This is a genomic window from Parasegetibacter sp. NRK P23, from assembly GCF_023721715.1.
Taxonomy (GTDB): domain Bacteria; phylum Bacteroidota; class Bacteroidia; order Chitinophagales; family Chitinophagaceae; genus Parasegetibacter.
Map to the genome: position 1 here is coordinate 3435086 of NZ_JAMDLG010000001.1, position 24593 is coordinate 3459678.

A 24593-nucleotide genomic window follows, 5' to 3' on the forward strand; every position below is an offset into this window, starting at 1 on the left:
AGATTTAAGCCGCCCCGATTCTTCGGGGCGGAATTTTTTTAAATTTGCACCATGAAAAAACTACGCTTTGTCTTCCCGGTACTGGTGGTATTTTTCTTCGCCTGTAATTTAGGGCAACCAACTCCCGATCCCGTGGTTAAAGTAAAGGAAAATCCCGCCCCGGTCCATTTTTCCGCGGACAGTATGGAAGTCATCTATTTTAAAGACACGTCGAACCTCAGGTATTTTACAGTAACTCGTACCACTGAAGCCAGGCTTATTGCGCCGGTTTTAAACTCCTTGCAAGACACACTTCCCAAAGAAACCCCATGCCTGAAAGAGGGCAAGGTTTATCTTTTTGAAAAAGGAGCCGTGGTGAATACACTGTATTTTGTAAGTGACCGCAGCCATTGCAAATACATCAGCTATATTAAAAATGGTGAATTAATCAGGTTTAACCTGAGCGACAGCGCCCAAGCTGCCTTGCAGGGGATGAAAAAGGAGGCAATTGAGCCTGAAGCGGCGAAATGATTTTTACCTCCCGTGCCCCGGCTCCCAGATCACGCGCACAAAACTACTGAAACGCTGGTTCTCCCTCCTTACCGGGATACCGCCCACAATGCCTATCAACAGGTTATCGGCTATCCCTACCCGTAGTTGCGGCCTGATCACCATATCAAAATCGGAACCGTGCAGTTCCTTGTTGAATTCGGTTCCCACGAAGTTCCGGGTGCCCGGAATCATATAATGAAAACTGGTATTGATCTCGTAGCGGCTGTGCCACCCGCCGCCAGCGAAGGGCTTTTCCAGCACAGGACCCGTGTACAGCAACGAATGGAAATTATTGCCCCAGCGCTTTGCGGCGATGAGGAAAGGGTTGAATATGTTCCCCGTAACCGATCGTTGTTTGCCGAGTTTGTTCAGGTCCGCCAATTCAAGTTCGTTGATGTAACCGATGGCCATACTGGTGCTGGCACGCTGTGAAACAAGGAAAGTCCATTGGATAGCGGTTTTGATGCTTTCCAGTTTATTGGCGGGCTTCTCGCTGTTGGGTGTTCCGTTGAGTTTCGAGTAGAAGGTGAATGGCAGTTCTACTTCCAGTCCCAATCTGTTAACGGGTGCCCATTCGTATTCCACCAAAGCTTCGTAACTGTCGTATTTGAGGTTATCGGTGATGCCCAGACCGAAGTTCCATTCTTTCTCTCCTTTTCTTGCGCCAAGGTCGCGGATCAGGTCAATGTAAAGTGGTTCGGCGTGTAATACTTTATCGGGTTCTTTGGTTTCCTGGATCTTATGGATATAGGCGCTATCTGTATGGGCCTTGCTTTTTTCTTGTGCATTGGCGGTTATGACCATCAGGCACAAAACACCTGCAGTCGAAAATATTTTTCGCATAATTATAATAGACTGATGCTGCGCTGGCGGACCCCTGGAATGGCGCAGGAATTAACTGAAATGTGAAGTTGGAAATGGTTTGTTTACACGGAATGCGTATCGGGAGGTGGCGTAAGTATAAAAGTGATTTTGATGCCGTTTGAGGCAGAATAGAAGCCCGATGGACTTCCGCAATGGAGGGGAGGGTGGACCAATTGTAATTCCTGGAAAGGAAGTTTCAGACAATCGATACCTATGGAACCCTGTTCTTCTTCCGAAGAATCATCGGCTTCGGGCAGGTGGTCTTCCCATCCTAAAGTGATCTCGGTAATAAGTTCGTAAATGGATTCAATATCGTTGTGGAAAGGACTTTCAGCATAAGACTCCCCGTTCCACACATAATTGTTGAGGTGTTCGCGTGTATCCGCGCTGCTGTTCAACACCAGTAAGGCCAGTAGTGCCAGGAGCGATTTTGTGGCGAAGGTTTTTATCCTTTTATATGTTTTTCTGCGGAGAAGCACTTCGCAAAGATAAGGCTTGCCATTAATCTTTCTTCGCGTCCAATGTAAAGCCGATAGTGGTGCCCACATCTATCTTGCTTCTCACGTGAATGGTTTGACCATGTGCCTCCACGATGTGTTTGCAGATGGCGAGCCCCAGACCGGTACCGCCTTTATCGCGGCTGCGCGCCTTGTCGGTGCGGTAAAAGCGTTCGAATATGCGGATAAGGTGTTCTTCTTCTATACCCAGTCCGTCATCGGAAATTTCAATCAATACGTGTTTTCCATCGGTATTGTACATACTGGCCACGATGGTGCCGCCTGCCTTACCGTATTTGGTGGCGTTCTCCACGAGGTTGATGAGCACCTGCCTGATCTTCTCTTTGTCGGCGAAAACGGTGAGTGGCGGTTCGCATCCCTTTTTGATGCTGCATTTGATGCCCTTCTCATTGGTTTTGATGGAGAGGGATTCAAACACTTCTTTCGTGAGGTCCTGGATCACGAAATTCTGTTTGTACAACGCCTGTTCTCCTCTTTCCAGTTTGGAGATTTCATCGAGGTCGTTCATCAGGTTCACCAGGCGGTCCACGTTTTTGGAGGCGTTGGTGAGGAAGCGCTTGCTGATGTCAGGGTCTTCCATGGCGCCGTTCAGCAGGGTATCCACGTAGCCCTGGATGGCGAAGATGGGCGTTTTGAATTCATGCGCGAGGTTCTGGAGAAACTCTTTCCTGTAGGCTTCGTTCTGCTTGAGGTTTTCGATTTCCTGTTTGCGTTGGTTGGCCCATTTCTCCACATCCATCCTTACTTCATCAATGCCTTTCTGGGGAATGATGTATTTGTAATACATCTCCTCCTTTTTAGAGGCTTTGGTCTGGTAAATGTATTTGTAGATGAGTTTTATTTTCCGGTAGATAAAGCGTTGAAGGGTGATGGCCACGAGCGCGTAGCTGCCGGCGAACACCAGGAAAAAAGCGGATACACCGATCCACCATACGGGACGGAGCCAGTAAATACCCAGCGCGATGGGCACGGATAGCATAAACGCCGTAAGTGCCGAAAGCTGTCGGGGCGAAAGGTTTTTGGTATCGAACATGTATTGGAAGGTAGGAAATTTTGGATGTTGAATTTTGAATTTCGAATGATGAATTTTTAAACAGGGAGCTATAGCTCAGGATAGGGCATGCCCTTACTTCATCCACCATTCAAATCCTGCGTCAAAATGATTACAGCTCAAACTTGTAGCCCACACCTTTTACAGTCGTGATGCAGTCCATCCCCATTTTCTGCCTGACTTTCCTGACGTGTACATCGATGGTGCGGTCGCCAACGATCACATCGTTGCCCCATATCTGGCTGAGGATTTCGTTGCGGAGGAACACGCGGCCGGGTTTGGAGGCGAGCAGGTAGAGGAGTTCGAATTCTTTTTTGGCGAGGATGATCTCGTGGTCGTCGGCCATGACCACGAACTTCACGGGGTCGATGGTGAGGTTATCTATTTTCAGTACCCCGCCTTCTTCTTTGGTATTGATGTTCTTGTTGAGCCGGCGGAACAGGGCGTTTACGCGGCTGGTCAGTACTTTCGGGCTGATGGGTTTGTTTACGTAGTCGTCGGCGCCGCTTTCCAGTCCTTTGATATGGGAGTGCTCGTCGCTGAGCGCGGTGAGCATGATGATCAGTGTGTCGCGGAAGGCTTCCTGGCTGCGGAGGATTTCACAAACTTCTAGTCCTGTTCTTTTCGGCATCATGATGTCCAGCACAATGAGGTCGGGTTTCTGGGCTTTGGCCTGTTCCAGCGCTTCGTCTCCATTGGCGGCCCTCACTACTTCGTAGCCTTCCTTTCTGAGGTTATAATCCAGTATTTCCAGGATATCGGGCTCGTCGTCGGCGATGAGTATCTTCTTGCCTTTCGGTTCCATTTAACAATATATTTACACAAAAATAATTTGCGGAGGGCTTCTAATGTTAAATGTAGGGATTATGTAATTGTTAAGTCGGAATAAGCTGTGTATGGAAGGGTATGCATGGTGAATACACGGAAAAACCGGCCCGTAAAAAAACGGTACCCGGTGGCACCGCTATAGCGGTGCCACCGGGGTTAAGTAAATTGGTCGTATTTTTGCATCTTATTTCTCATATCCTGTTCATTATGAAGGTACTTGTACGAATTTGCTGTTCTCTGCTGCTGATGGCTACCGTTTCCGGGGTATGGGCCCAAACTTCGGATACACCTGCTAAGAATATCCTGCGTTCCAACCCCAGGATATTGTGGCACGATAAGATAGATGAAGAACAGAAAAAAGCGCTGGCCCTGGGCAAAGCATCCGATGTGGTAAAGGTTTCAGAAGATGAATCCATTAACCTCCAGGTAACGGACGCGGTTATCCGGAAAGTAGATAAATTCCAGGATGAAGTGGAAGCCGATTCCACCCTGGACCACCGGCTGAAAGTGAAATACCTCCGTGGTATGGAGGATGTGCTGCGTTTGTACAACACTGGCTGGCAGGACCGTTCCTTCAAACCCGCGCAGGCGCCCGAACTTGTAGCCGCGTATTTCGAAACGATGAAGGCGGACAAAAAAGGGGAGAACATGACACTGCAGATCGCGAAATATCCCTATGCCGTTGGAAACGTGTTGATCAGGGCGTCTTCTTTTATTGACAATCCAGGTTTGAAAGAGAGTGGCTATATCGTTTTCAGAAAATATTGCGCCCTCCATCCAAATGATATTCTGCCCAAACTCAGGGTGAATTCTGATTATCCCTTCACCGATAGCCTGATCATCGCCGCCGCGCACCGTGATCCGAAAAAGTTATACGACTATGCCGCCGCCGGGAACAAACTGGGGAGCAGGATACGCAATGTGGACGAACCACTGGTAAGAACCGTGTCGCAACTGGCCACCAGCCGGAGCGGGCAGTTGTATTTCCCCTTCCTCGATAACCTCTACCACGGAAAGATCACACTCGACCAGGTGGATAAGGCTGCGGAAAATGACGAAACTTACTATAAACTGCTGGTGAAAACCCAGATCGAATACGCCGGTCGCCTACCCGAAAGGGATACCCCCATGGAAATGCAGGCGCTCACGGATATGTTGGGCAGAAAGGGCAAACAGGTGTATGTGAGCCAGATCAACGCGTTGCACGATTCCCCCGATGCCATCCGCTTTAAAATACTGCAATCCCTTACCCCGGAAGAACTGTATTACCTGGCGGTATTGGGAGAAGATGAAATTTATACTTCCAGCTATACCAATGGTGTGTACAAACTGATCTTTCAGAAAATGGCCGTTCCCCGCGGCGATAGTTTACTGATGCGGGTGAACTTCGACCATTTCAGGAAGTTCATTAAAATGTCTGCGGGATACAATACCCTCGATCATTTCCTGGGCACCATGGAGAAAGACAATGCCATCGCACTGATGCGCGCCTTCGCGCTCCGCCTGGAAAAGACCCGCGACATGGAAGATCCTGTGGACGTGGCCGATTCCTACGGAAGCATCCGCAATGAAGAAATTAAGGCGATCGTATTAAGGGAAATCAAACAGGGATATGCCACCAACAGGCAGAATGGCAACAAAAAAGGAGAAGTGATCTACAATATCCTCGAAACCCTTTTTGCCTCCTCCGATACTTCACAACATGTGGACCTGTCCGCCAAACTCGGTATTCCCCCCGTGTACAATGTTTCTTACAAATCTCTTTCCAGCGACAGCGGCGCGGTGATCCAGCAGGTATTCTTTTACGGCGACAAAGATGGTATTGATTCCTACGCCAACTTTATGGGCATGTTCCGCGGAAATCCCAATTGGAAAGTGGTTTCCAATAAGCAATGGGTGGAAATCAGTTCCACCAAAGGCAAGCCCGTACGCATTTTTGCCAACCTTCCGCTGGACAATGATACCGACCAGGATGCGAAGGCGCAACATGCACTCTCCGCTTATATGTCGGAGAAAGGACTCAGCCCCACCATCGTGGTGCACCGCGGGCACAGTTACCATGTGAAATATACCATCGCGCAACTGGCACCCTCGGCAAGAGTGGTGATTCTCGGGTCCTGTGGCGGTTACCATAACCTGGACCAGGTGCTGGATATTTCGCCCGACGCGCACATCATTTCTTCCAAGCAGGTGGGTACCCGCGTGGTGAACGAGCCTATTCTTCAATCCATCAACGAATGTGTGCGCAGTGGAAAGAATATAGAATGGATCAGCATGTGGGGCGACCTGGCCTCCAGGGTAAAAGATGAACGTTTTGAAGATTATATCCCTCCCCACAAAAACCTGGGCGCGATATTCATAAAGGCTTACAAGAAAGCAATGGGAGAGGAGTAAACGCCCGTTGCAACAAAAGTTATGACTGAAAAGAAGGAAAAGAAGCAATTTTTTGATACGAAGCTGTTAAGAAGGGTTTTTCAGTACACGCGCCCCTACCGCGGAAGTTTTTACACTTCGGTGTTCCTCGCCATATTCCTGGCGGTGATTTCCCCGGTGCGCCCGCTCCTGATACAACAAACCGTAAACGATTATATCCGTAACGATGCCTTACAGATGTTGTTCTGGATCACAGCCATCCAGGTTGGCGTACTTATCATTGAAACGGTGGCCCGGTTTTTCTTCTCCTTCATCACTTCAGCCCTCGGGCAGAACGTGGTGCGCGATCTCCGCCGGAACGTATTCGGCAAAGTGCTGCGGCTCAACCTCAGTCAATACGACCGTACACCCATCGGTACCCTCACCACCCGTACCATCAACGATATAGAATCTATCAACGACATCTTCGCCGACGGACTGATCCCCATCATTTCGGACCTGCTCACCATATTGTTTGTACTCGGTACCATGTTCTGGGTCGATTGGCGGCTCACGTTGGTTTGTCTGATCCCGTTCCCGATTCTTATCATCGCCACCTATTTCTTCAAGGAAAGCGTGAACAAATCTTTTCATAAGGTACGGAACGCGGTAGCAGCGCTGAATGCCTTTGTGCAGGAACACATCACGGGAATGGGCATCGTGCAGGCTTTCGCTTCTGAAGAAAGGGAGATGAACAAGTTTGTTCAGATCAATAAAGACCATCGCAACGCCAATATCCGCGCCATCTTCGCCTATTCGGTATTTTTTCCGGTGGTGGAAATCATCTCGGCCCTTTCCATTGGCCTGCTCGTTTGGTGGGGCGCCACGCAGGTAGCGCCGGGGGTGGGTGCGGCTATCTCTTCCAATGGTGCGGATGCGCTGGCCGGCAACCTGATCGCTTTTATCCTGTACATCAACCAGATTTTCCGTCCGCTCCGGGTGATCGCCGATAAATTCAACGTGATCCAGATGGGCATGATCGCCTCCGAAAGGGTATTTAAGTTGATGGATAATCCGGATGTTACGGAAGATGAAGGCACCCACGCCCCTGCCACGGTGAAGGGGAAAATCGAATTCGATAAGGTGTGGTTCGCTTATGAGGCGGAGAATTATGTGTTGAAAGATGTAAACTTTAAAGTGAATCCTGGGGAAACCCTGGCCATAGTAGGCCATACGGGCAGCGGGAAAACTTCCATTATCAGTCTGCTGAACCGGCTTTACCATATTAATAAAGGTAGTATCCTCATTGATGATGTATCCATAGAAGCTTATAAGCTGGATGCCCTGCGTTCCAGGATCGGCGTGGTACTACAGGATGTGTTCCTTTTCTCCGGAACCGTGCTGGACAACCTCACGCTCCGCAACCCGGATATCCCTTTCGAAAGGGTGGAAGCCGCTGCCAAACTGATTGGTTTACACGAATTTATCCTCCAGCTACCTGGCGGATACCACTATAATGTCATGGAAAGAGGGAATACACTCTCCATGGGCCAGCGGCAACTGATGTCGTTCGCGCGGGCCCTGTTATATGACCCTTCCATCCTGATCCTGGACGAAGCTACTTCTTCCGTGGATACTGAATCGGAACACCTCATCCAACATGCCATCGATACCCTGATCGCCGGCAGAACCGCCATCGTGATCGCCCACCGCCTCTCCACGATCCGCAAAGCCGACAAAATTCTTGTGCTGGATAAGGGGGTGATCAAAGAAATGGGGTCTCATGAGGAACTGATGGCACAGGGCGGGTATTACGCGGGGTTGGTGGAAATGCAGTTCGGGACGGTGAGTGCGGTGTGAGGGTTCACGTAATTTTTTCACGCAACTGCTTTGCGCTTCGCGCTGCGCAGCGCAAGGGAGCAAGGACGCAAGGCTTTGATTGGTTGGGGGGGGCTTCATTATCGGAATGTTCCTGATGTGTTTCATGGCCCTAATTAACGCTTTTGTATGGTAGATTGCAGGTATTTAATTGTTTAAAAAGATCAGCCACTCCTTGCGTCCTTGCTCCCTTGCGTCTTTGCGAGAACTAATCTCTACCGCCACTGTGCAACCAGCGATTTCTGCGTGAAAACAGGAATATCTCCCGGCATGATGGAACTTTTCACTTTATTTTCCTGAATTTTGACTTTACCGCCCTTCCGTCATATCTTTGCCGCAAATTTTGAGACAGGTATGGCACGAATTAGCATGAAATCTTTATTGGTAGCGGTTTTCAGCGTATTCACGCTGCTGAATTCGCAGGTGGCGCTGGCCAACGAAGGAGGCGAGCACGCTGCGGAACAAAAAGCCGAACTTGATCCGGGTAAAGAGATCCTGCACCACATCATGGATTCCCACGAGTTCCACTTCGCTACCGTGGGCCATACCCATGTGACCATTCCCCTGCCCATCATCCTGTATTCCCCCGAAAAAGGTCTCTCCGTTTTCTCTTCTTCCAAATTCGAGCACGGCCATGCCACTTATGAAGGGTACAAAATGGAGCACGACCATATTTTCGCTGTAAAAGAAGACGGCACCGTGGATGAATCAGTAAAAGTGTACGATTTCTCCATGACCAAAAACGTGGTACAAATGATCCTCGCACTGGTGGTACTGGTGCTCATCATGACCAGCGTGGCGAAAAAATACAAAAAGAACGGCGCTTCCAAAGCACCGAGCGGACTGCAGAACGCTATTGAACCCGTGATCACTTTCGTGCGCGACGATGTGGCCAAACCCAACCTGGGACACAAAGCCGGTAAATACCTGCCCTACCTGCTCACCGTATTCTTCTTCATTCTCATCAACAACATATTCGGACTCATACCAGGCGCCGCCAACGTAACAGGTAATATCGCCTTTACCATGGTGCTGGCGCTTATTTCCCTGCTCGTGATCCTGTTCAGTACCAACGGTCATTTCTGGGGCCATATCTTCTGGCCTCCGGGGGTTCCCTTCCTGGTGAAGCTGATCCTGATCCCGGTGGAACTGATGGGGGTGTTCATTAAACCTGCGGCCCTCATGATCCGTCTTTTCGCGAACATGACCGCGGGACACATCGTGATCCTGAGTTTCGTTTCGCTTATCTTTATCTTTGGTCAGATGTCTACGGTTGCCGGCTGGGGATTCTCTCCCATCTCAGTTGCTTTCTCCGTGTTCATTTACCTTATTGAAGTACTGGTGGCGTTCATCCAGGCGTTCATCTTCACCAACCTCACCGCGGTATTCATCGGTCAGGCTTTTGAAGGCGGACACACGGAAGAGCATGGTGGTCATCACGATGATGGCTTCGTAGCCGGTGTTTAAATCGTTTTTTAACAATCAAATATAGACACAATGTCAATGTTGAATTTTCTCCTGGATGTAGGTATGTCCCACCTCGGTGGTGCTATCGGTGCTGGTCTGGCTGCTATCGGAGCCGGTATTGGTATTGGTCAGATCGGTAAAGGTGCCGTAGAATCTATCGCACGTCAACCTGAAGCTGCCAACGACATCCGTGGTAACATGATCCTGACCGCTGCGTTCATCGAGGGTGTTGCCCTTTTCGCAGTGATCGCTGGTCTGCTGGCTGTACTGGCTAAGTAAGATCATTTTAAATTCATTACTGCATCCAAAGCACAGGGCGGAGGATGCAGTTTTGTAACTTCGCCCGTTATTAAAACAACATATAGAAATCTGTTATGGAACTCTTATTACCTGGTCTTGGTTTCTTCTTCTGGACATTGCTGGCCTTTGTGATCGTATTCCTGATCCTGAAGAAATTCGCCTGGAAACCCATCATCTCTACCCTGAACGAAAGGGAGAAAACAATCGCTGATTCCATCGAAAGCGCTGAACGCGTGAAAGCGGAAATGGCGCAGATGAAGAGCGAGAACGAATTGCTGATGCAGAAGGCACGTGAAGAACGCAGCCTTATCCTGAAAGAAGCGAAAGAAGTGAAGGACCGCATCATCGCTGAAGCGAAGGAGCAGGCAAAAGCTGAAGCCAATAAGATCATGATTGATGCCCAGGCCGCTATCCAGGCGCAGAAAATGGCCGCGCTTACCGAGGTGAAAAACCAGGTGGGTAAACTGGTGGTGGAAGTGAGCGAGAAAGTACTTCGCCGCGAACTGTCCGACAAGGCCAACCAGGAGAATTATATTCAGCAGCTGGCTGAAGATGTGAAACTTAACTAAGGAATTATTTCCAAAATATTAACGATGCAGAATCCCCGTTTAGCAGGAAGATACGCGAAAAGTCTGGTCGATCTGGCAACAGAACGCAACCAACTGGAAGTGGTATTCAAGGATATGGAATTTTTACAGGCTGTCTGCAAACAGAACCCTGATTTTGTAACGCTGATGAAAAGTCCCGTGATTCCCGGCGATAAAAAGCTGAAGATCATGGAAGCCGTGCTGAGCGGAAGGATCAGTGAACTAACTACTGCGTTCGCGTCTTTGCTGATCAGGAAAGGAAGGGAGAATGTGTTGCCCGAAATCGCCACCGCGTTCCTGCAACAATACAAACTGCTGAAAGGTATTCACGAAGTGAAGCTTACCACCGCTGTTCCGGTAAGCGAAGAGCTGAAAGACACCATCGTGAAGAGGATCCAGGCTTCCACACCTATGCAGAACGTGGAACTGGAAACAGTGGTGGACGAAAGCATCATCGGCGGGTTTGTCCTCGAAATGGGGGATAGCCTGGTAGATGCCAGCATCATCCGCGACCTGCGCGACGTGAAGAAGCAGTTCCTGAACAACGACTATATTTTTAATATCAGATAATGTTGAATGTTGAATGCTGGATTTTGGATTGGTCTTAATTCAAAATTCAACATCCAAAATTTTTAAAACAAACGCTTTAAATAAACAGAAAATGGTAGACATCAAACCAGATGAGATTTCGGCGATATTGCGTCAGCAATTGAGCAATTTCAATGCTTCTGCAGATCTGGAAGAAGTAGGCACCGTACTCCAGGTGGGTGATGGTATCGCCCGCGTGTACGGACTGAGCAGCGTTCGCTCAGGGGAACTGGTTGAATTTGAGAACGGCGTAAAAGCCATCGCACTGAACCTGGAAGAAGACAACGTAGGTGTCGTTCTGATGGGAGAGAGTGGCGACATCAGGGAAGGTTCCAAAGTACGCCGCACCGGTAAAATCGCCTCTATTAATGTAGGTGAAGGTGTGGTTGGACGGGTAATCAACACCCTGGGTGAACCCATCGATGGTAAAGGCCCCATCACCGGTGACCTCTACGAGATGCCATTGGAAAGAAAAGCGCCCGGCGTTATTTTCCGTGAACCCGTTAAAGAACCCCTCCAAACTGGTATCAAGGCCATCGATGCCATGATTCCTATCGGTCGTGGTCAAAGGGAACTGATCATCGGCGACCGTCAGACCGGTAAAACCGCCATCGCTGTTGACACCATCATCAACCAGAAAGAATTCTACAAAGCAGGTAAGCCTGTTTATTGTATATATGTGGCCATCGGACAGAAAGCATCCACCATCGCTGGTGTGATGAAAACCCTGGAAGACAATGGCGCGATGGAATATACGACCATCGTGGCGGCTTCCGCTTCCGACCCCGCTCCACAACAGTTCTACGCGCCTTTCGCTGGAGCCGCCATCGGTGAGTTCTTCCGCGATACAGGTCGCCCCGCACTGATCATTTTCGATGACCTGTCCAAGCAAGCCGTGGCCTACCGTGAGGTGTCCCTGCTGCTTCGCCGTCCCCCAGGACGTGAGGCCTATCCCGGTGACGTATTCTACCTGCACTCCCGCTTGCTGGAACGCGCCGCCAAAGTGATCGCGAAAGATGAGATCGCCGCTAAAATGAACGATCTCCCCGAATCCATCAAACACCTCGTGAAAGGTGGTGGCTCACTGACCGCCCTGCCCATCATCGAGACACAGGCCGGTGACGTATCCGCTTATATCCCGACGAACGTGATCTCCATCACCGATGGACAGATCTTCCTGGAAGGTAACCTCTTCAACGCAGGTATCCGCCCGGCCATTAACGTGGGTATCTCCGTAAGCCGCGTAGGTGGTAACGCCCAGATCAAGTCCATGAAGAAGGTATCCGGTACCCTGAAGCTCGACCAGGCGCTCTACCGCGAAATGGAAGCCTTCTCCAAGTTCGGTGGTGACCTCGATGCCGCTACCAAACTGGTACTCGACAAGGGTGCCCGTAACGTGGAAATCCTGAAACAGGCCCAGTTCGCACCTTTCTCCGTAGAAAAGCAGGTGGCCATGATCTACCTCGGTACACAAGGTTTGCTCCGCGAAGTACCCGTTAAAAAGGTGAAGGAATTCGAAGAGCAATTCCTCCTCGAAATGGAAAACAAACTCCCCGACGTACTGGCTGAATTCAAAAAAGGCAATCTGCCCGACGCAGGTATCGCCAAAATGACCGAGCTCGCTAAGAACATCGCGGCCCAGTTCAAATAAGAATTAGTTTCTTCCTTATACAATCCCTCCGGTTCCCGGGGGGATTTTTTTTGCGTGTTATTCTGGATTAACAATAAGTGAATATACTTATCGTTATTAGTGGAAATATCTATGATGAATAAGTGAAAAACTGTTTCAGAGTAGATGGTTTATGTTTTTTGGCTGAAATACTACTTGACTTCTTAAAAATCAAAGAAGTGATCCGGTAAGCCAGCCAGGTAAATGGTAAACAACATTCATCCAATATCCAGACATGCGAAAGCTTTACCCCTTTCCCCTGAAGATTGCCGTTGCTGCCTGCATAGGCGTTTTCTTTGGTTTTCTTTGCTTTACCGGCCAGCTTTTTACTCCTGAAGAACGGGAGGAGGAAGAAGGCGAAGGCGTTCCGGGCATTTTCTCCGCTATGAACCTTTGGGGAGAAATGCGCACCTATCCCAACAAAAAACTTAATGCTGCCGCCTATTCCGGCGCTTTTTTCCGCTCCCGGAAAATGGACATCCTCACGCAGAAAAGAAGTAATGGCCTGCAAGCCAGAACGAATACCACCGATTGGGAGGCGCTTGCACCGATGAACTTTGCCGGGAGGATACTCTGTATCGGGTTCCACCCCACCAATGCCAACATCATGTATGCTGGTTCCGCCAGTGGTGGCTTGTGGAGAACAACGGTTGGCGGTACCGGCGGTACAAACGGTATTTCCTGGGAATATGTCTCTACCGGGTTCCCGGTGCTTGGTGTGAGTTCCATTCTGTTTCATCCCACCGATCCCGATATCATCCTCGTAGGAACGGGGGAAGTATACAATTACGGCACCACTGAATCGGGCACCACGGGTTCGGGCAACATCCGCACCTTCCGGGGATCCTATGGCGTGGGCATCCTGCGTTCCACCGATGGCGGCACCACCTGGAGCAAGGCCCTCGATTTTTCCGTAAACAACATGATGAGTGTGAACGATATGGTGGCTGATCCGAACAATGCGGATGTCATGTACGCCGCCACCACCGATGGCGTGTACAAAACAAGTGACGCGGGTGCTTCATGGACGAAGATTCATTCTGTGGTCATGGCCATGGACCTCTGTATGAAGCCCGGCAGTTCAAGCGTATTGTACGTGGGCTGCGGAAACTTTGAATCAACCGGAACAGGATTGTATAAATCCACCAACGTGAACACCGCAACGCCCAGCTTCACCAAATTGGGTGGCGGATTGCCCACTTCCATTTCCGGAAAGATCATGGTGGATATCAGTCCCAACAACAGCAGCCGTGTATATGTGAGTATTGGAAAAGCTCCCCAGACCTCGAATACAAACGGACTATATTATTCCGCTGATGAAGGGGCCAGCTTCACCAAAAGCACGACCTCCATCATCAATAACCAGGGCTGGTACGCGCACGATGTGGCCGTAAGCAGAAGCTCCGCCGCTACCGTATTCTGGGCCGAAATGGATGTGTACCGTTCCACAAACAGCGGCAGTTCCTTCACCAAAAGAAGTGACTGGAGCCAATGGGATGTAAACAAAACCACCGTGGGCACTACCGCGGAAGGTACGGCTAACACCTATGTACATGCGGATATTCATAAACTCATTTTCTCGCCGCACAACGACAATCACCTGTACATCTGCACCGACGGGGGCATCTTCCGGCAGGACATCAGCGGCACCAACAGCTACGTAGCATTGAACGGCGGGTTACAAACCGCACAGATTTATGCCAATATGAGCGTGTCCCAACAGGATCCAGATTTTATGCTCGGCGGCATGCAGGACAACGAAGGTGTGGTATATGCCGGATCACCCGGTTGCAGGAGGGTACCCAACCTGGGTGATGGTTTCCATACGGCGATCCACCCAACAGATGATGATATCTGTTTCATCGCCTCTTACTTTCTTAACATTAAAAAATCAACAAACAGGGCGGGAAGTTTTACTGGTGTGTTGACCAATTCAGGCTTACCACCTACTGAAAACGCCTGTTTCAATGCGCCTTTCGTAATCGCGCCATCCACACCATCCACCATGTACGGCGGCACCATCTACTTCAAAAGAAGCACCAATACAGGGGGCAACTGGAGCAACAGGAATGGAGGCAATGTGCTCGTAAACAGTTCGGCTCCCATTCTCACGATGACCGTTGCGCCCAATGATGCAAACATGGTCTATCTTTCCACCTGCCCTGGTGGCGGCGCTTCCACACGCATGTACCGTACCGGCGATGGGGGCGGAACATTCACCAACATTACGGCCGGACTGCCCGACAGGTATTTCTCCAAAATAGCGGTGGACCCCGCCAACAAGAACCGTGTGGCCGTAACGCTTTCCGGCTTTGGCACCTCGCATGTATTCCTGAGTCACGACGGCGGCGCGAACTGGAGCGATATAGACGGCAACCTGCCTGATGTACCGCACAACACGCTCGCGTTCGATCCGAACAATACCGGCAACCTCTACGTGGGCAACGACATCGGTGTGTTCTATGTACAAAATCTGCCCACTTCCGGAACACTGCCCTCCACTATTTCCACCAATTGGACCGCTTACAACGAAGGATTCGGCGATGCGATCCTGGTGAGTGACATCGTGATTACATCGGGGAACGAACTGCGTATGTCCTCTTACGGTAGAGGCTTCTGGGGCCGGGCGCTCGCGCCCCAGGGTACGCTTCCCGTGAAAATGACTTACTTCAAAGGCGTGAGCAAAGTGAAAGAGAACGAGCTCACCTGGCAAACGGAGATGGAAGAAAGTATCCGGCATTTTGTGGTGGAATACAGTACGGATGCGGTTCATTTCATGGAAGCGGGAAGAGTCCTACCTAAGGCGAACAATGGCGGTGGCGCCAGCTATAACTTCCGCCACGCCATTACCTGGAACGGAAAAATCTACTACAGGCTGAAGATTCTCAACAACGACGGTACACACGAATACAGCGAAACCATCAACTTATTGCAAAGGGCTTCGGAAGGATGGAACATCTATCCGAACCCGGTACTGTCGGACATAACGGTATCATGTAACCTGAGAAATTCCGGTTCCTACCAATGGAAGGTATTTGACAACAACGGTCGCCTGTTGTGGAAACGGGAACTCAAACTTTCCGCAGGCGCGCAACAATATACATTGCCCATGAGCCAGTTGCATCCGGGCCTTTACCAATTCGTGGTGGAAGGAATGGATCAGCGGCAGGCATTTCCATTCATCAAAAAATAAGCAGACTACCCTCAATCCTCACCCGAAAACAAATATCCATGAAACAGTTCTACTCACTCAAAAGAAGTGTGTACATGTTGTTTGCCGCGTGCTCTTTACTAACAATGCATGTACAGGCTCAATTTAATTGCGACGGCATCACGAACATGTATGGCGTTTTTATCAGGGCTACCAACCCAACTGGTGTATATGTGGCGCCCATCGCATTCTCAAACGGTAATATCGGAACAACCGTGCGTTCTTTTTCAGTACCTGCCTACAATACAATGACAGGCTCGTATGGTGCGGCAACCCTGGCTATTTCCTCGGCTACCGGAAGAATGTTTTATTTGACCAGGGATGCAGGTGCCAAGTATTTCTGGACACATGATCCTGTTTCGAATACCAGGTACCGCACCACCACACCATCGTCCATGAACAATGAGTTCTACGTTAAACTGGCTGTTGGTCCGGACAACAGAGTTTACGGGCTTGCAACGAATTCAACGCTTGCGGATTCAGTTGGCAGAACCCGCGTGGTAAGGTTCAGCGACTGCTTTACCGGAAACAACTGTACCACCATAGAAACCCTTGGTTTTATTCCCGCGGCTGAAATGTACAACTGGTACCAATACAACGGTGACATCTGCTTTTCGAGCAATGGCGACCTGTTTCTTTTCGGATCACACTATGTACGTACTTCTTCATCAACCGGCTATTACGATCAATCCCGGGTTTACCGTATACCGGCAGCCAATATTCCCACCACCGCGGGAACAGGTGATATTCATGTAGATTATATTGGCACCGTTCCGGCGTTACAGGGCAGGGGCGTTTCCGGCGCGGCATTCGACAGCTATGGCAACTTTTATATTTCTTCCGCCGATCAGAATGCGGGCACTTCTTCACTTTATATGGGAAGTACCTTCGAATCCACCATTCTGGTGAACCAGATTACTACCATGAGCGCGCCGGCCTCCGGTTATTTTCTTACGGACCTGGCTACCTGTGTTTATCCGCACATGGTCATACTGGATGAACCAAAACTTACTTTGTATGCGCGGAAGCAAAAGAATAGTGTCAACATCTCGTTTCATGTAAGCGATCAGCAGCGGGTGAAAGAATATGTGATTGAAAAGAAATCACCACACTACCGGGAGTTCATCAACTGGAAGAAAGTTGCTGTTTCCGGAACCACCGAATACACGGTTGCAGATAACGAAGAACTGGCGGAAGGAAATACCCACTACCGGGTCCGGACAATCACCAAGGAAGGTAGAGCATATTATTCGGCCACGGTGTATGTTCAGGAGCATGGTGCCGGAACAACATTCACGTTAAAGTCTGCTGTTATTGGTCAGACGATTGAAGGAGAGTTGTATGCTGAAAAGTCAGGTATGGTGGAACTGGAATTGATGGATCATTCCGGCAGAAGGGTTGCGTTTGAAAGAAAGCAGGTACAACAAGGAACCGGGAGAATACTCATGGAAAAGTTACCTGCACTTCGGCCGGGATTGTATATTTTAAGAACTAACGCTAATGGATACATGCAGTCCTTTAAATTGATGAAATACTGATAGCTTTTCCGTTCTTTTAACATCATTCCGATGCGTGAAAAAAACAGATCGAACCGGCAACGCTGTTGTACTTTCCCGGATAGCGCTGCCGCCAACGTTGTTTTCCTTTGGGTGTATCAGTGTTCTTCACGGAAGCTTCGCCGTTAAAAAACGCAAGCGCATGCCGATGTAAACGTACTGCTGAAAGCCCCGTCACCACTGCCTGTAGCGTTGGTGGCGGGGCATAATTTTTTTTAGCCGACGCTTGCACAATTCAAAAATGATTTACATCTTTGTGCTATACTAATCCTCCGTACCCAATTATCTACTGAAATTCCCCGCTTCCAATTTTCCTGTTTACTTTTTTATTGTATTCCCGTATGGGATAATTATACCTGAAACCCAAAGAAAATGATACATCGTTTCATGTGCAAACCCGTGTGCAGCGTTATGAATGTGCTCAGCGCTGTCTTTTCCAGCAAACAACAGATCAACAACATATTATAGACTGAAACCAGTTTCAGTTTAAACGCCTACTATTTAAAGGGTACGGATGCTAAAGCCGGGGCTATTCTTAGTTCCGGCATTCCTGTTGCCACGAAGTGGCCATCTCCCATAAATTAGCGCGATCATTTTAGTGGCCATCTCCCCTCAACTATGGATAGTTTGTTCGTGGCAATCTGCATTTGGCTAGCGCAAACATTTTACTCATCATCTCCTGTCAACTACCGAAATCATGTTTGGGGTAATCGCCAACCCATAAACGCAGGCACAAAAAATATTATATAAAATTATTCCCTTTCCATTTGGTTTATATTGTAAACTAGTTTACATTCGATAAAAATTCAGCATTGAAACCAATCCTAACACTGCTCATTCTACTGCTTTTCTGCTCCCAAACACAAGCCCAGCAAGTGATTCAGGGAAAAGTGATCAACCAGAAGGGGCGCCCGGTACGAGGCGCGGCCATTGCGCTCCAGGATTCCTACGATGGGGCCACCTCCGATTCTCTGGGGCAATTCAGCTTCTCCACCACCGAAAAAGGGAAGTTCATTATAGAAGTGAAAGCGTCCGGTTACAAAGACTGGATGGACCAGTTGAACCTGGATTCCACCATCGCGCCCCTTACCATTCTTTTAAAGGAAAACCAGGATGAACTCAAAGCCGTGGTGATTACCGCAGGTAGCTTTGAAGCGGGTGACAAAAAGCGGGGAACCGTACTCACCTCGCTGGATATCGTAACCACTGCCAGCGCCAACGCAGACATTACTTCCGCTATCCGCACATTGCCCGGTACACAGCAGATCGGGGAAACCGAAGGCCTCTTTGTAAGAGGTGGCGCAGGCTATGAAGCCAAAACATTTATTGATGGCACCATGGTGAATAACCCGTTCTTTTCAAGCGTTCCCAATATCGCGCAGCGCGGCCGTTTTTCTCCCTTTCTTTTTAAAGGAACAGTATTCAGCAGCGGCGGTTATTCCGCTTTATACGGCCAGGCCCTTTCCTCTGCGCTGATCCTGGAATCTATTGATCTGCCGGAAAAATCTTCCGCCGATATCGGTGTTTCAACGGTAGGACTGAACGGTGGTTTTCAGCACCTTTCAAAAGATAAAAAATCATCCTGGGGCATTAATTACAGTTATACCAACCTGCTGCCCTATTTCAAAGTAGTGAAGCAGCAGCCAGACTATTTTAAGGTACCGGAGTTTCACAATATCGAAGGCAACTTCAGGGTCAAAACAAAACGCGGCGGCATGGTTAAAATGTATGCGTATTCCAATTTCTCCAAACTGGGATTGCGTTCTGAAAACATTGATTCCACCGGACTTAAAAACGCCTTTGCCCTCGATAACCTGAACCTCTATTCCAACCTGTCCTGGAGAGAAAGATGGGGCAACAACTGGAGTTCGGAACTTGGTATTTCTTTCAGTAAAAACAGGGATGAAATTGAAGGCGCATTACAGAATGCTGATAATAAACCTACACCTGCATCAGGTATTGAAGTACTGGATGCGCAGAACTTTTCAGTGGATACAAAAGGAGAGCTCTACCAGGCCAGAATGGTCATCACAAAGAAATTCGGCGGACTCAGCGCCATCCGTTTCGGTGGTGAACAGTTCTTCTACCGCGACCGGCAATTTTTCAATAATCCTTTCATACAAAATGCGGAAGGCAAACTCAACGATAACTATACGGCCCTGTTCGCGGAAACCGATCTGTACATCACAAGCGGACTTGCCGCAAAACCCGGTATCCGTGCGGAATACAGTTCCTTACTGGGAAAATACAACCTCGCGCCCCGTTTTTCCCTCGCCCAACGGGTAGGTGAAAAAGCCCAGGTATCCGCTGCCTACGGCATATTCTATCAGAAGCCGGAAAACAATTTTCTATTTCTGCAACAAAACCTCGGATACACCCGCGCCGCGCACTACATTCTCAACTACCAACTGATCTCCAGAAACTATACCCTGCGCACTGAAGTGTTTTACAAAAAATATGATGCGCTCGTAAAAACCGTGCCCGACACCAATAATAACGGAAAAGGTTATGCGAAAGGTTTCGAGTTGTTCTGGCGCGACCGGAAAACCATTAAGAACATGGACTACTGGATTTCATACTCCTGGCTGGATACGGAGCGTGACCACCTCAATTTCCCATTCGCCACCCAACCGGGTTTCGCGGCCAACCACACCGCTTCGCTGGTGATGAAAAAGTTTGTGACCCCGCTGAAGACCAATATCAACGGCTCCTACACTTATGCTACCGGAAGGCCCTACTTCAACCCGAATAAACCATCCGATCAGTTTCTATCCGACCGTACAAGAGATTTTCACAGCATGAGTCTTTCTTTCAACTACCTGCCCAATATCGGGAAGAAGACCAATACATTCGTGGTTTGGGTACTCTCCATCAACAATGTACTCGGCGCCAACCAGGTGTACAACTATTCGTACAGCAACCGTCTCCGTGAAGCAGACGGCTCGCTGCGTGCGCACCCTATCGGTCCGCCCGCGAAACGCTTCATATTCCTCGGCTGCTTTATCAGTATCGGCACCGATCGTACGGATGAAATCATCAACAGCAATCTATAACCAACATTAAAACACACACACAGATGCAAAACAATCCTGAAAAAGATCCCGTTCTCTGGGAGATCGCGCAAAAAAGGGCCAGCTTTAAATGGAACCTGGCTTCTTACATTATCGTCAACACTTTCCTGTGGCTGCTCTGGTATTTCACCGGCAACCGTTATGTACATGAATCGCACATACCCTGGCCGGTTTGGCCCACATTGGGATGGGGGATAGGCATCGTTTTCCATTACATGGGCGCCTATGTTTTCCCCAAACAAACTTCAGCGGAAACGGAATACGAAAAACTCCTTCGTTCAAAACAAAACAAACACTAATACCATCAACATTAAACTTTCAACAATGAAAAAACTACTTTATTTAACCGCGGCATTCCTTGTTTTCACTTTTTCAGCCAGCAGTCAGGACAAATTTACCGAAGCCATGAAAAAGCAACTCGCGGCGTTTGATACCACCAGTAAACCTGAAGCTTTCAGCGCATTGGGGAATAGTTTTCAACGGATCGGCGATGTAGAAAAAACACAGTGGCTGCCTTATTATTATGCCGCGCTCAGCAAGTTGATGAGCGGATTAATCATCAACCAAACCGATCCTTCACAATCCGATGTGTACGCGGATCAGGCTGAAGAATTTTACAACAAGGCGAAAGCGCTTACTACGGAAAATTCTGAACTGCATTGTCTGGGCAAGATACTCGCCACACTTCGTATGCTTGGGGATCCGCAAAACAGGTACATGCAGTACAGTGGTATCGCCGCGGAGCACCTTCAGAAAGCCAGAGCACTGGATCCTACCAATCCCCGCCCGGACTATCTTGAGGCACAGGACCTGTATTATACGCCTGAGCAATTTGGTGGCGACAAAAAGAAAGCGGTGGAAATGCTGAAGACCGCGCTGGTAAAATTCGAGGCGTTCAAACCGGCTTCTCCCATTCATCCGTATTGGGGCAAACAACAGGTGCAGACCATGCTAACGCAGGTTGATGGCGCCGGTAAATAAGCGATTTGCCTTACATTGAGTAAAATTAACGTACAATGGAGCGCCAGGAAAGTCTGCAACTGATTGAGGCCATGATCAACAAGGCCAGGAACCAGTTTACTGAGAACGGGCATTTGTACCTGCTGTGGGGCTGGGTGGTATTGGTGTGCAGTGTGGTGCATTTCACCCTGCTCAACTTTACCACCTTTCAAAAACCCTGGCTGGTATGGCTGCTCACCTGGCTTGCGGTGGCGTACCAGGTGCGGTATATATTCAGGAGAAATAAACAACAGCGGGTGCGTACTTATACCGATGATATCCTGAAATACGTTTGGATCTGCTTCACCATCTGCATGTTCCTCCTGAGTTATGTGATTGGTGCCATGATGGGTGGTGATGCGTTCCGGTATTTTTACCCGGTATTCCTGGTGTTGTATGGGGTGCCTACTTTCCTTTCAGGCATCATTCTGCGGTTCCGGCCACTGGTGGCGGGCGCCATTGGTTGCTGGGCCTTATCTTTGCCGGCCGCGCTCATTCCGTTCCGCTACCAGCTTCTGTTGCTGGCGGCGGCGGTGCTGGTGGCCTGGATCATACCGGGATATATGCTGCGTGCGCGGTTCAAACAACAGCAATAGTTATGGAAGAAAAGGAATTTACAAAAGAGCAACAACTGGAACTGATCAGTAAAATGATCAATAAGGCGAAGAACTCTTACCACGATACCGGCATTGGGCCCATTTTATGGGGAAGTGTGATCTCGGTGTGCAGTTTGCTCACCTGGTACGAAGTTAACTGGGGGGTAAAACTGCCCTTTGATATCTGGTTACTCACATTGTTGGCCATCATTCCGCAGGTAATCATCAGCATAAAAGAGAAACGTTCCCGTAAGGCGCGTTCCTATGACAGTACCGCCATGGATTTTATCTGGATTTCTTTCGGCGTGGCCATCTTCCTGCTGGTGCACATCAACATCAACGTGGGCAAAGAGGTGGGACGTATGCTGCGCACCTTCAGGGAGATGGGCATTGAAGAATCGTTCCGGTATTCCAGTTACAGTTTATCTCAGTTCTTGTTGTTATACGGTATTCCCACCATCATAACGGGAGGCATTATGCGTTTTCGACCCATGTTGGTGGGCGGCATCGTGTGCTGGGTATGTTGTATCATCAGCGTGTACACGCCGGTAAGCACCGATCTGCTGCTCACGGCTGTTGCGGCCGTTTCGGCGTGGCTCATCCCCGGCATTATTTTGTGGAAAAGATACAGGAAGCAGCAATCCGCTCATGTTTAAGGAACTGGATCCCATATTGCACTCGCCGCTGCGCCTGGCAGTGGTTTCACTCCTCATCAGTGTGCGGGAGGCGGAGTTTACATTTCTGAAAGAGAAAACAGAAGCGACGGCAGGCAACCTGAGCGTGCAGATTTCTAAATTAAAGGAAGCCGGGTATATCGAAGTCGCCAAACAGTTTCGCGACAATTATCCCCAAACCATCTGCAAGATTACCGCGGAAGGCGTGAAGGCCTTCGATCAGTATGTGAAGAACCTTCAAAGTTACCTGAAGCCGTAAAAAAAGGGCCGCCATGAAACGTGGCGACCCTAAACCTCTGATTGACCTAACATTCTTTATTTCACTATTTTCAACAGTGTTCTTTCTTTGTTGTCTATTACCACTTCCAGGAGATAGATGCCTCTTACCAGGTCATTGGTCTCATAGAGGGGGAAGGCGTTGGAACCGGTTTGTCCGTTGAAGTTTTTCCGTGCCAGTTCCTTGCCCATATTGTTGAGCAGGCGCACCTGTACGGAACTGTTCCTTTGCAGGTTTACCGTAAGGTTAGCGGTACCCACCACCGGGTTCGGCGCAACGGAAGCTATTACAGCGGCATCGGCATTCAGGCGAACCACTACGGTTTTCGAGAACTCATATTTGCCGTCTGTATCCAGTTGCTTTAGTTTATAATGCAGTACCGGTGCGGATACGGCGCTCACATTTTCTTTCCAGGTATAATTGGTGATAGCAGTAACTGTTCCTCTTCCGTCCACTTCGCCCACTTTGGAGAAGGAGGCGCCATCTTCGCTCCTTAAAATTTCAAACTTCGCGTTGTTCAGTTCGGTGGCGGTGCTCCAGTTAAGGGTAACGGCTTTTGCGGAAAGTGAACCGGTAAAAGAGAGCATCATAACTGGTGTGGGGGCGCTTCCGGGGAAGTTAACGATAGCGGTTACGGGGGCGCCGCAAAGTTGTTCGCAGGTATTTTCGCAAACCATGTACTCAAAAATAAAACCTGGTCCGGAGTACCCTTGGGCGGGGGTGAATTCAAAATCACCGTTGCTGTTGAGCGTAAGCGTTCCCACATTGGCGGAAGGGCCTGAAAGGAGTTGCACTTCAAGCGGATCATTGTTGGCGTCATTATCGTTCAGCAATACATTTCCTGAAGCCGTTCTGGCATTGGTTCCGAGAAACTCATCCGTGGTGCCCACGGGCGCACTGTTCACACCATTTGGATAACAGAGGGAAGCGTTCTGGATACTGAGCGCATCTATCTGCGCACTGCTTACGCCACCACTTCCTGTAAATCCGATCTGGATCTTATACTGACCGGAAGGAATGATATAGCTGTTGCTGAAGTTAACCAGCGTGGTACTGTTGGCGATGGAGTTGCTGGCGAGTGTGGAAACAAGGTTGCCCTGGCAATCGGTAAGCAGGATATGTAAAGTGCGTTGCTGCGGTCCTGTAGCGTTGAACTTGTATTTAAAACTGATGGTAATGCTGCTGCCGTCGGGTTTGATAATAGGAGTTGTAATTCCCTGAGGCGTATTGGCGGAGCCAAGACTTCCGGTTTGCAACAATCCATCACCTTCAATTACAGCGCCGGAAAAAGTCTGAACGGTAGTGTTCGAGAAGCGCCATCCCTGAGCGATAAGCAGGTCGCGGATGTCGTTGCCTGACATGCCATTGGGTCTTGTGTTGAAATTTTCACTTACCTGTGCAGAAGCGGATAGGGTGGTGACGGCCAGCGCGAGCGCGGTGGCGAAGCGGGTAAAATTCTTTTTCATTTCTGAGGTTTCAGCCGTTAATAATAATTTCCGGTCAAACAAAAGGTCTGCGGAGGCTTTCAGAGGAGTGGGTGAATATGTTGAGGTAAAAGCAATAAATATCCTTGCGC

The 24593-nt window shown here is 49.2% G+C and carries 21 protein-coding genes; 16 read left to right on the forward strand and 5 right to left on the reverse strand.

The window, feature by feature from the left end:
• Positions 1–51 precede the first annotated feature (51 nt).
• Positions 52–510, forward strand: coding sequence for a hypothetical protein (locus M4J38_RS13885; RefSeq protein ID WP_251760225.1), 459 nt, complete (start codon positions 52–54; stop codon positions 508–510).
• 3 nt (positions 511–513) lie between these two features.
• Here M4J38_RS13885 and M4J38_RS13890 read toward each other — a convergent pair whose 3' ends face one another.
• From M4J38_RS13890 to M4J38_RS13905, 4 genes are all read right to left on the reverse strand, one after another.
• Positions 514–1374 (reverse strand): HAEPLYID family protein, encoded by an 861-nt coding sequence (locus M4J38_RS13890; protein ID WP_251760226.1) that lies wholly within the window; start codon positions 1372–1374, stop codon positions 514–516.
• Positions 1375–1457: 83 nt separating this feature from the next.
• Positions 1458–1874: a hypothetical protein gene (locus M4J38_RS13895; protein ID WP_251760227.1), complete on the reverse strand. Its 417-nt coding sequence runs from the start codon at positions 1872–1874 to the stop codon at positions 1458–1460.
• Between the two features lie 22 nt (positions 1875–1896).
• On the reverse strand, positions 1897–2946 hold the full coding sequence (locus M4J38_RS13900; protein WP_251760228.1) for a cell wall metabolism sensor histidine kinase WalK: 1050 nt from the start codon (positions 2944–2946) through the stop codon (positions 1897–1899).
• 130 nt (positions 2947–3076) lie between these two features.
• On the reverse strand, positions 3077–3769 hold the full coding sequence (locus M4J38_RS13905) for a response regulator (protein WP_251760229.1): 693 nt from the start codon (positions 3767–3769) through the stop codon (positions 3077–3079).
• Between the two features lie 230 nt (positions 3770–3999).
• Between M4J38_RS13905 and M4J38_RS13910 the strand changes: the two genes are divergently transcribed.
• The 15 genes from M4J38_RS13910 to M4J38_RS13980 all read left to right on the forward strand — a co-directional run bounded on the left by M4J38_RS13910 (position 4000) and on the right by M4J38_RS13980 (position 22999).
• On the forward strand, positions 4000–6186 hold the full coding sequence (locus tag M4J38_RS13910) for a hypothetical protein (RefSeq protein ID WP_251760230.1): 2187 nt from the start codon (positions 4000–4002) through the stop codon (positions 6184–6186).
• A gap of 21 nt (positions 6187–6207) precedes the next feature.
• A complete protein-coding gene (locus M4J38_RS13915) occupies positions 6208–8004 on the forward strand; it encodes an ABC transporter ATP-binding protein (protein ID WP_251760231.1) in 1797 nt (598 codons plus the stop codon).
• 372 nt (positions 8005–8376) lie between these two features.
• The gene (atpB, locus tag M4J38_RS13920) at positions 8377–9489 is read left to right on the forward strand and encodes a F0F1 ATP synthase subunit A (RefSeq protein ID WP_251760233.1); all 1113 of its coding nucleotides are present in this window, start codon (positions 8377–8379) and stop codon (positions 9487–9489) included.
• A gap of 36 nt (positions 9490–9525) precedes the next feature.
• Positions 9526–9768, forward strand: coding sequence for an ATP synthase F0 subunit C (gene atpE / locus M4J38_RS13925; protein WP_251760234.1), 243 nt, complete (start codon positions 9526–9528; stop codon positions 9766–9768).
• A 95-nt stretch (positions 9769–9863) separates the two neighbouring features.
• Complete coding sequence (gene atpF, locus M4J38_RS13930; protein ID WP_251760235.1) at positions 9864–10358, forward strand: F0F1 ATP synthase subunit B; 495 nt, start codon at positions 9864–9866, stop codon at positions 10356–10358.
• A gap of 24 nt (positions 10359–10382) precedes the next feature.
• Positions 10383–10946 (forward strand): ATP synthase F1 subunit delta, encoded by a 564-nt coding sequence (gene atpH / locus M4J38_RS13935; RefSeq protein ID WP_251760236.1) that lies wholly within the window; start codon positions 10383–10385, stop codon positions 10944–10946.
• 91 nt (positions 10947–11037) lie between these two features.
• Positions 11038–12615 carry a F0F1 ATP synthase subunit alpha gene (atpA, locus tag M4J38_RS13940; protein ID WP_251760237.1) on the forward strand — a complete coding sequence of 526 codons (1578 nt, stop codon included), beginning with the start codon at positions 11038–11040 and terminating at the stop codon, positions 12613–12615.
• Positions 12616–12868: 253 nt separating this feature from the next.
• Complete coding sequence (locus M4J38_RS13945; RefSeq protein ID WP_251760238.1) at positions 12869–15826, forward strand: T9SS type A sorting domain-containing protein; 2958 nt, start codon at positions 12869–12871, stop codon at positions 15824–15826.
• Positions 15827–15864: 38 nt separating this feature from the next.
• Positions 15865–17382 (forward strand): hypothetical protein, encoded by a 1518-nt coding sequence (locus M4J38_RS13950; RefSeq protein ID WP_251760239.1) that lies wholly within the window; start codon positions 15865–15867, stop codon positions 17380–17382.
• Between the two features lie 830 nt (positions 17383–18212).
• Positions 18213–20453 (forward strand): TonB-dependent receptor, encoded by a 2241-nt coding sequence (locus tag M4J38_RS13955; protein ID WP_251760240.1) that lies wholly within the window; start codon positions 18213–18215, stop codon positions 20451–20453.
• A gap of 23 nt (positions 20454–20476) precedes the next feature.
• On the forward strand, positions 20477–20770 hold the full coding sequence (locus M4J38_RS13960; protein ID WP_251760242.1) for a 2TM domain-containing protein: 294 nt from the start codon (positions 20477–20479) through the stop codon (positions 20768–20770).
• Positions 20771–20795: 25 nt separating this feature from the next.
• Positions 20796–21452, forward strand: coding sequence for a lipopolysaccharide assembly protein LapB (locus M4J38_RS13965; protein ID WP_251760243.1), 657 nt, complete (start codon positions 20796–20798; stop codon positions 21450–21452).
• A 35-nt stretch (positions 21453–21487) separates the two neighbouring features.
• Positions 21488–22066 (forward strand): hypothetical protein, encoded by a 579-nt coding sequence (locus M4J38_RS13970; protein WP_251760244.1) that lies wholly within the window; start codon positions 21488–21490, stop codon positions 22064–22066.
• A gap of 2 nt (positions 22067–22068) precedes the next feature.
• Positions 22069–22722, forward strand: coding sequence for a hypothetical protein (locus M4J38_RS13975; protein WP_251760245.1), 654 nt, complete (start codon positions 22069–22071; stop codon positions 22720–22722).
• Positions 22715–22999 (forward strand): transcriptional regulator, encoded by a 285-nt coding sequence (locus M4J38_RS13980; RefSeq protein ID WP_251760246.1) that lies wholly within the window; start codon positions 22715–22717, stop codon positions 22997–22999. The genes M4J38_RS13975 and M4J38_RS13980 overlap by 8 nt, the downstream gene beginning before the upstream one ends.
• A 56-nt stretch (positions 23000–23055) precedes the next feature.
• Here M4J38_RS13980 and M4J38_RS13985 read toward each other — a convergent pair whose 3' ends face one another.
• The gene (locus tag M4J38_RS13985; RefSeq protein ID WP_251760247.1) at positions 23056–24483 is read right to left on the reverse strand and encodes an Ig-like domain-containing protein; all 1428 of its coding nucleotides are present in this window, start codon (positions 24481–24483) and stop codon (positions 23056–23058) included.
• Positions 24484–24593: the final 110 nt, after the last annotated feature.

Bases quoted from the DNA above. Each gene is read 5' to 3' on its own strand.
- M4J38_RS13905 (WP_251760229.1), bottom strand. From the start codon at position 3,769: ATGGAACCGAAAGGCAAGAAGATACTCATCGCCGACGACGAGCCCGAT.
- atpH (WP_251760236.1), top strand. From the start codon at position 10,383: ATGCAGAATCCCCGTTTAGCAGGAAGATACGCGAAAAGTCTGGTCGAT.
- M4J38_RS13945 (WP_251760238.1), top strand. From the start codon at position 12,869: ATGCGAAAGCTTTACCCCTTTCCCCTGAAGATTGCCGTTGCTGCCTGC.
- M4J38_RS13910 (WP_251760230.1), top strand. From the start codon at position 4,000: ATGAAGGTACTTGTACGAATTTGCTGTTCTCTGCTGCTGATGGCTACC.
- atpA (WP_251760237.1), top strand. From the start codon at position 11,038: ATGGTAGACATCAAACCAGATGAGATTTCGGCGATATTGCGTCAGCAA.
- M4J38_RS13885 (WP_251760225.1), top strand. From the start codon at position 52: ATGAAAAAACTACGCTTTGTCTTCCCGGTACTGGTGGTATTTTTCTTC.
- M4J38_RS13975 (WP_251760245.1), top strand. From the start codon at position 22,069: ATGGAAGAAAAGGAATTTACAAAAGAGCAACAACTGGAACTGATCAGT.
- atpF (WP_251760235.1), top strand. From the start codon at position 9,864: ATGGAACTCTTATTACCTGGTCTTGGTTTCTTCTTCTGGACATTGCTG.
- M4J38_RS13980 (WP_251760246.1), top strand. From the start codon at position 22,715: ATGTTTAAGGAACTGGATCCCATATTGCACTCGCCGCTGCGCCTGGCA.
- M4J38_RS13915 (WP_251760231.1), top strand. From the start codon at position 6,208: ATGACTGAAAAGAAGGAAAAGAAGCAATTTTTTGATACGAAGCTGTTA.
- M4J38_RS13960 (WP_251760242.1), top strand. From the start codon at position 20,477: ATGCAAAACAATCCTGAAAAAGATCCCGTTCTCTGGGAGATCGCGCAA.
- M4J38_RS13950 (WP_251760239.1), top strand. From the start codon at position 15,865: ATGAAACAGTTCTACTCACTCAAAAGAAGTGTGTACATGTTGTTTGCC.
- M4J38_RS13890 (WP_251760226.1), bottom strand. From the start codon at position 1,374: ATGCGAAAAATATTTTCGACTGCAGGTGTTTTGTGCCTGATGGTCATA.
- atpB (WP_251760233.1), top strand. From the start codon at position 8,377: ATGGCACGAATTAGCATGAAATCTTTATTGGTAGCGGTTTTCAGCGTA.
- M4J38_RS13985 (WP_251760247.1), bottom strand. From the start codon at position 24,483: ATGAAAAAGAATTTTACCCGCTTCGCCACCGCGCTCGCGCTGGCCGTC.
- M4J38_RS13965 (WP_251760243.1), top strand. From the start codon at position 20,796: ATGAAAAAACTACTTTATTTAACCGCGGCATTCCTTGTTTTCACTTTT.
- atpE (WP_251760234.1), top strand. From the start codon at position 9,526: ATGTTGAATTTTCTCCTGGATGTAGGTATGTCCCACCTCGGTGGTGCT.
- M4J38_RS13900 (WP_251760228.1), bottom strand. From the start codon at position 2,946: ATGTTCGATACCAAAAACCTTTCGCCCCGACAGCTTTCGGCACTTACG.
- M4J38_RS13970 (WP_251760244.1), top strand. From the start codon at position 21,488: ATGGAGCGCCAGGAAAGTCTGCAACTGATTGAGGCCATGATCAACAAG.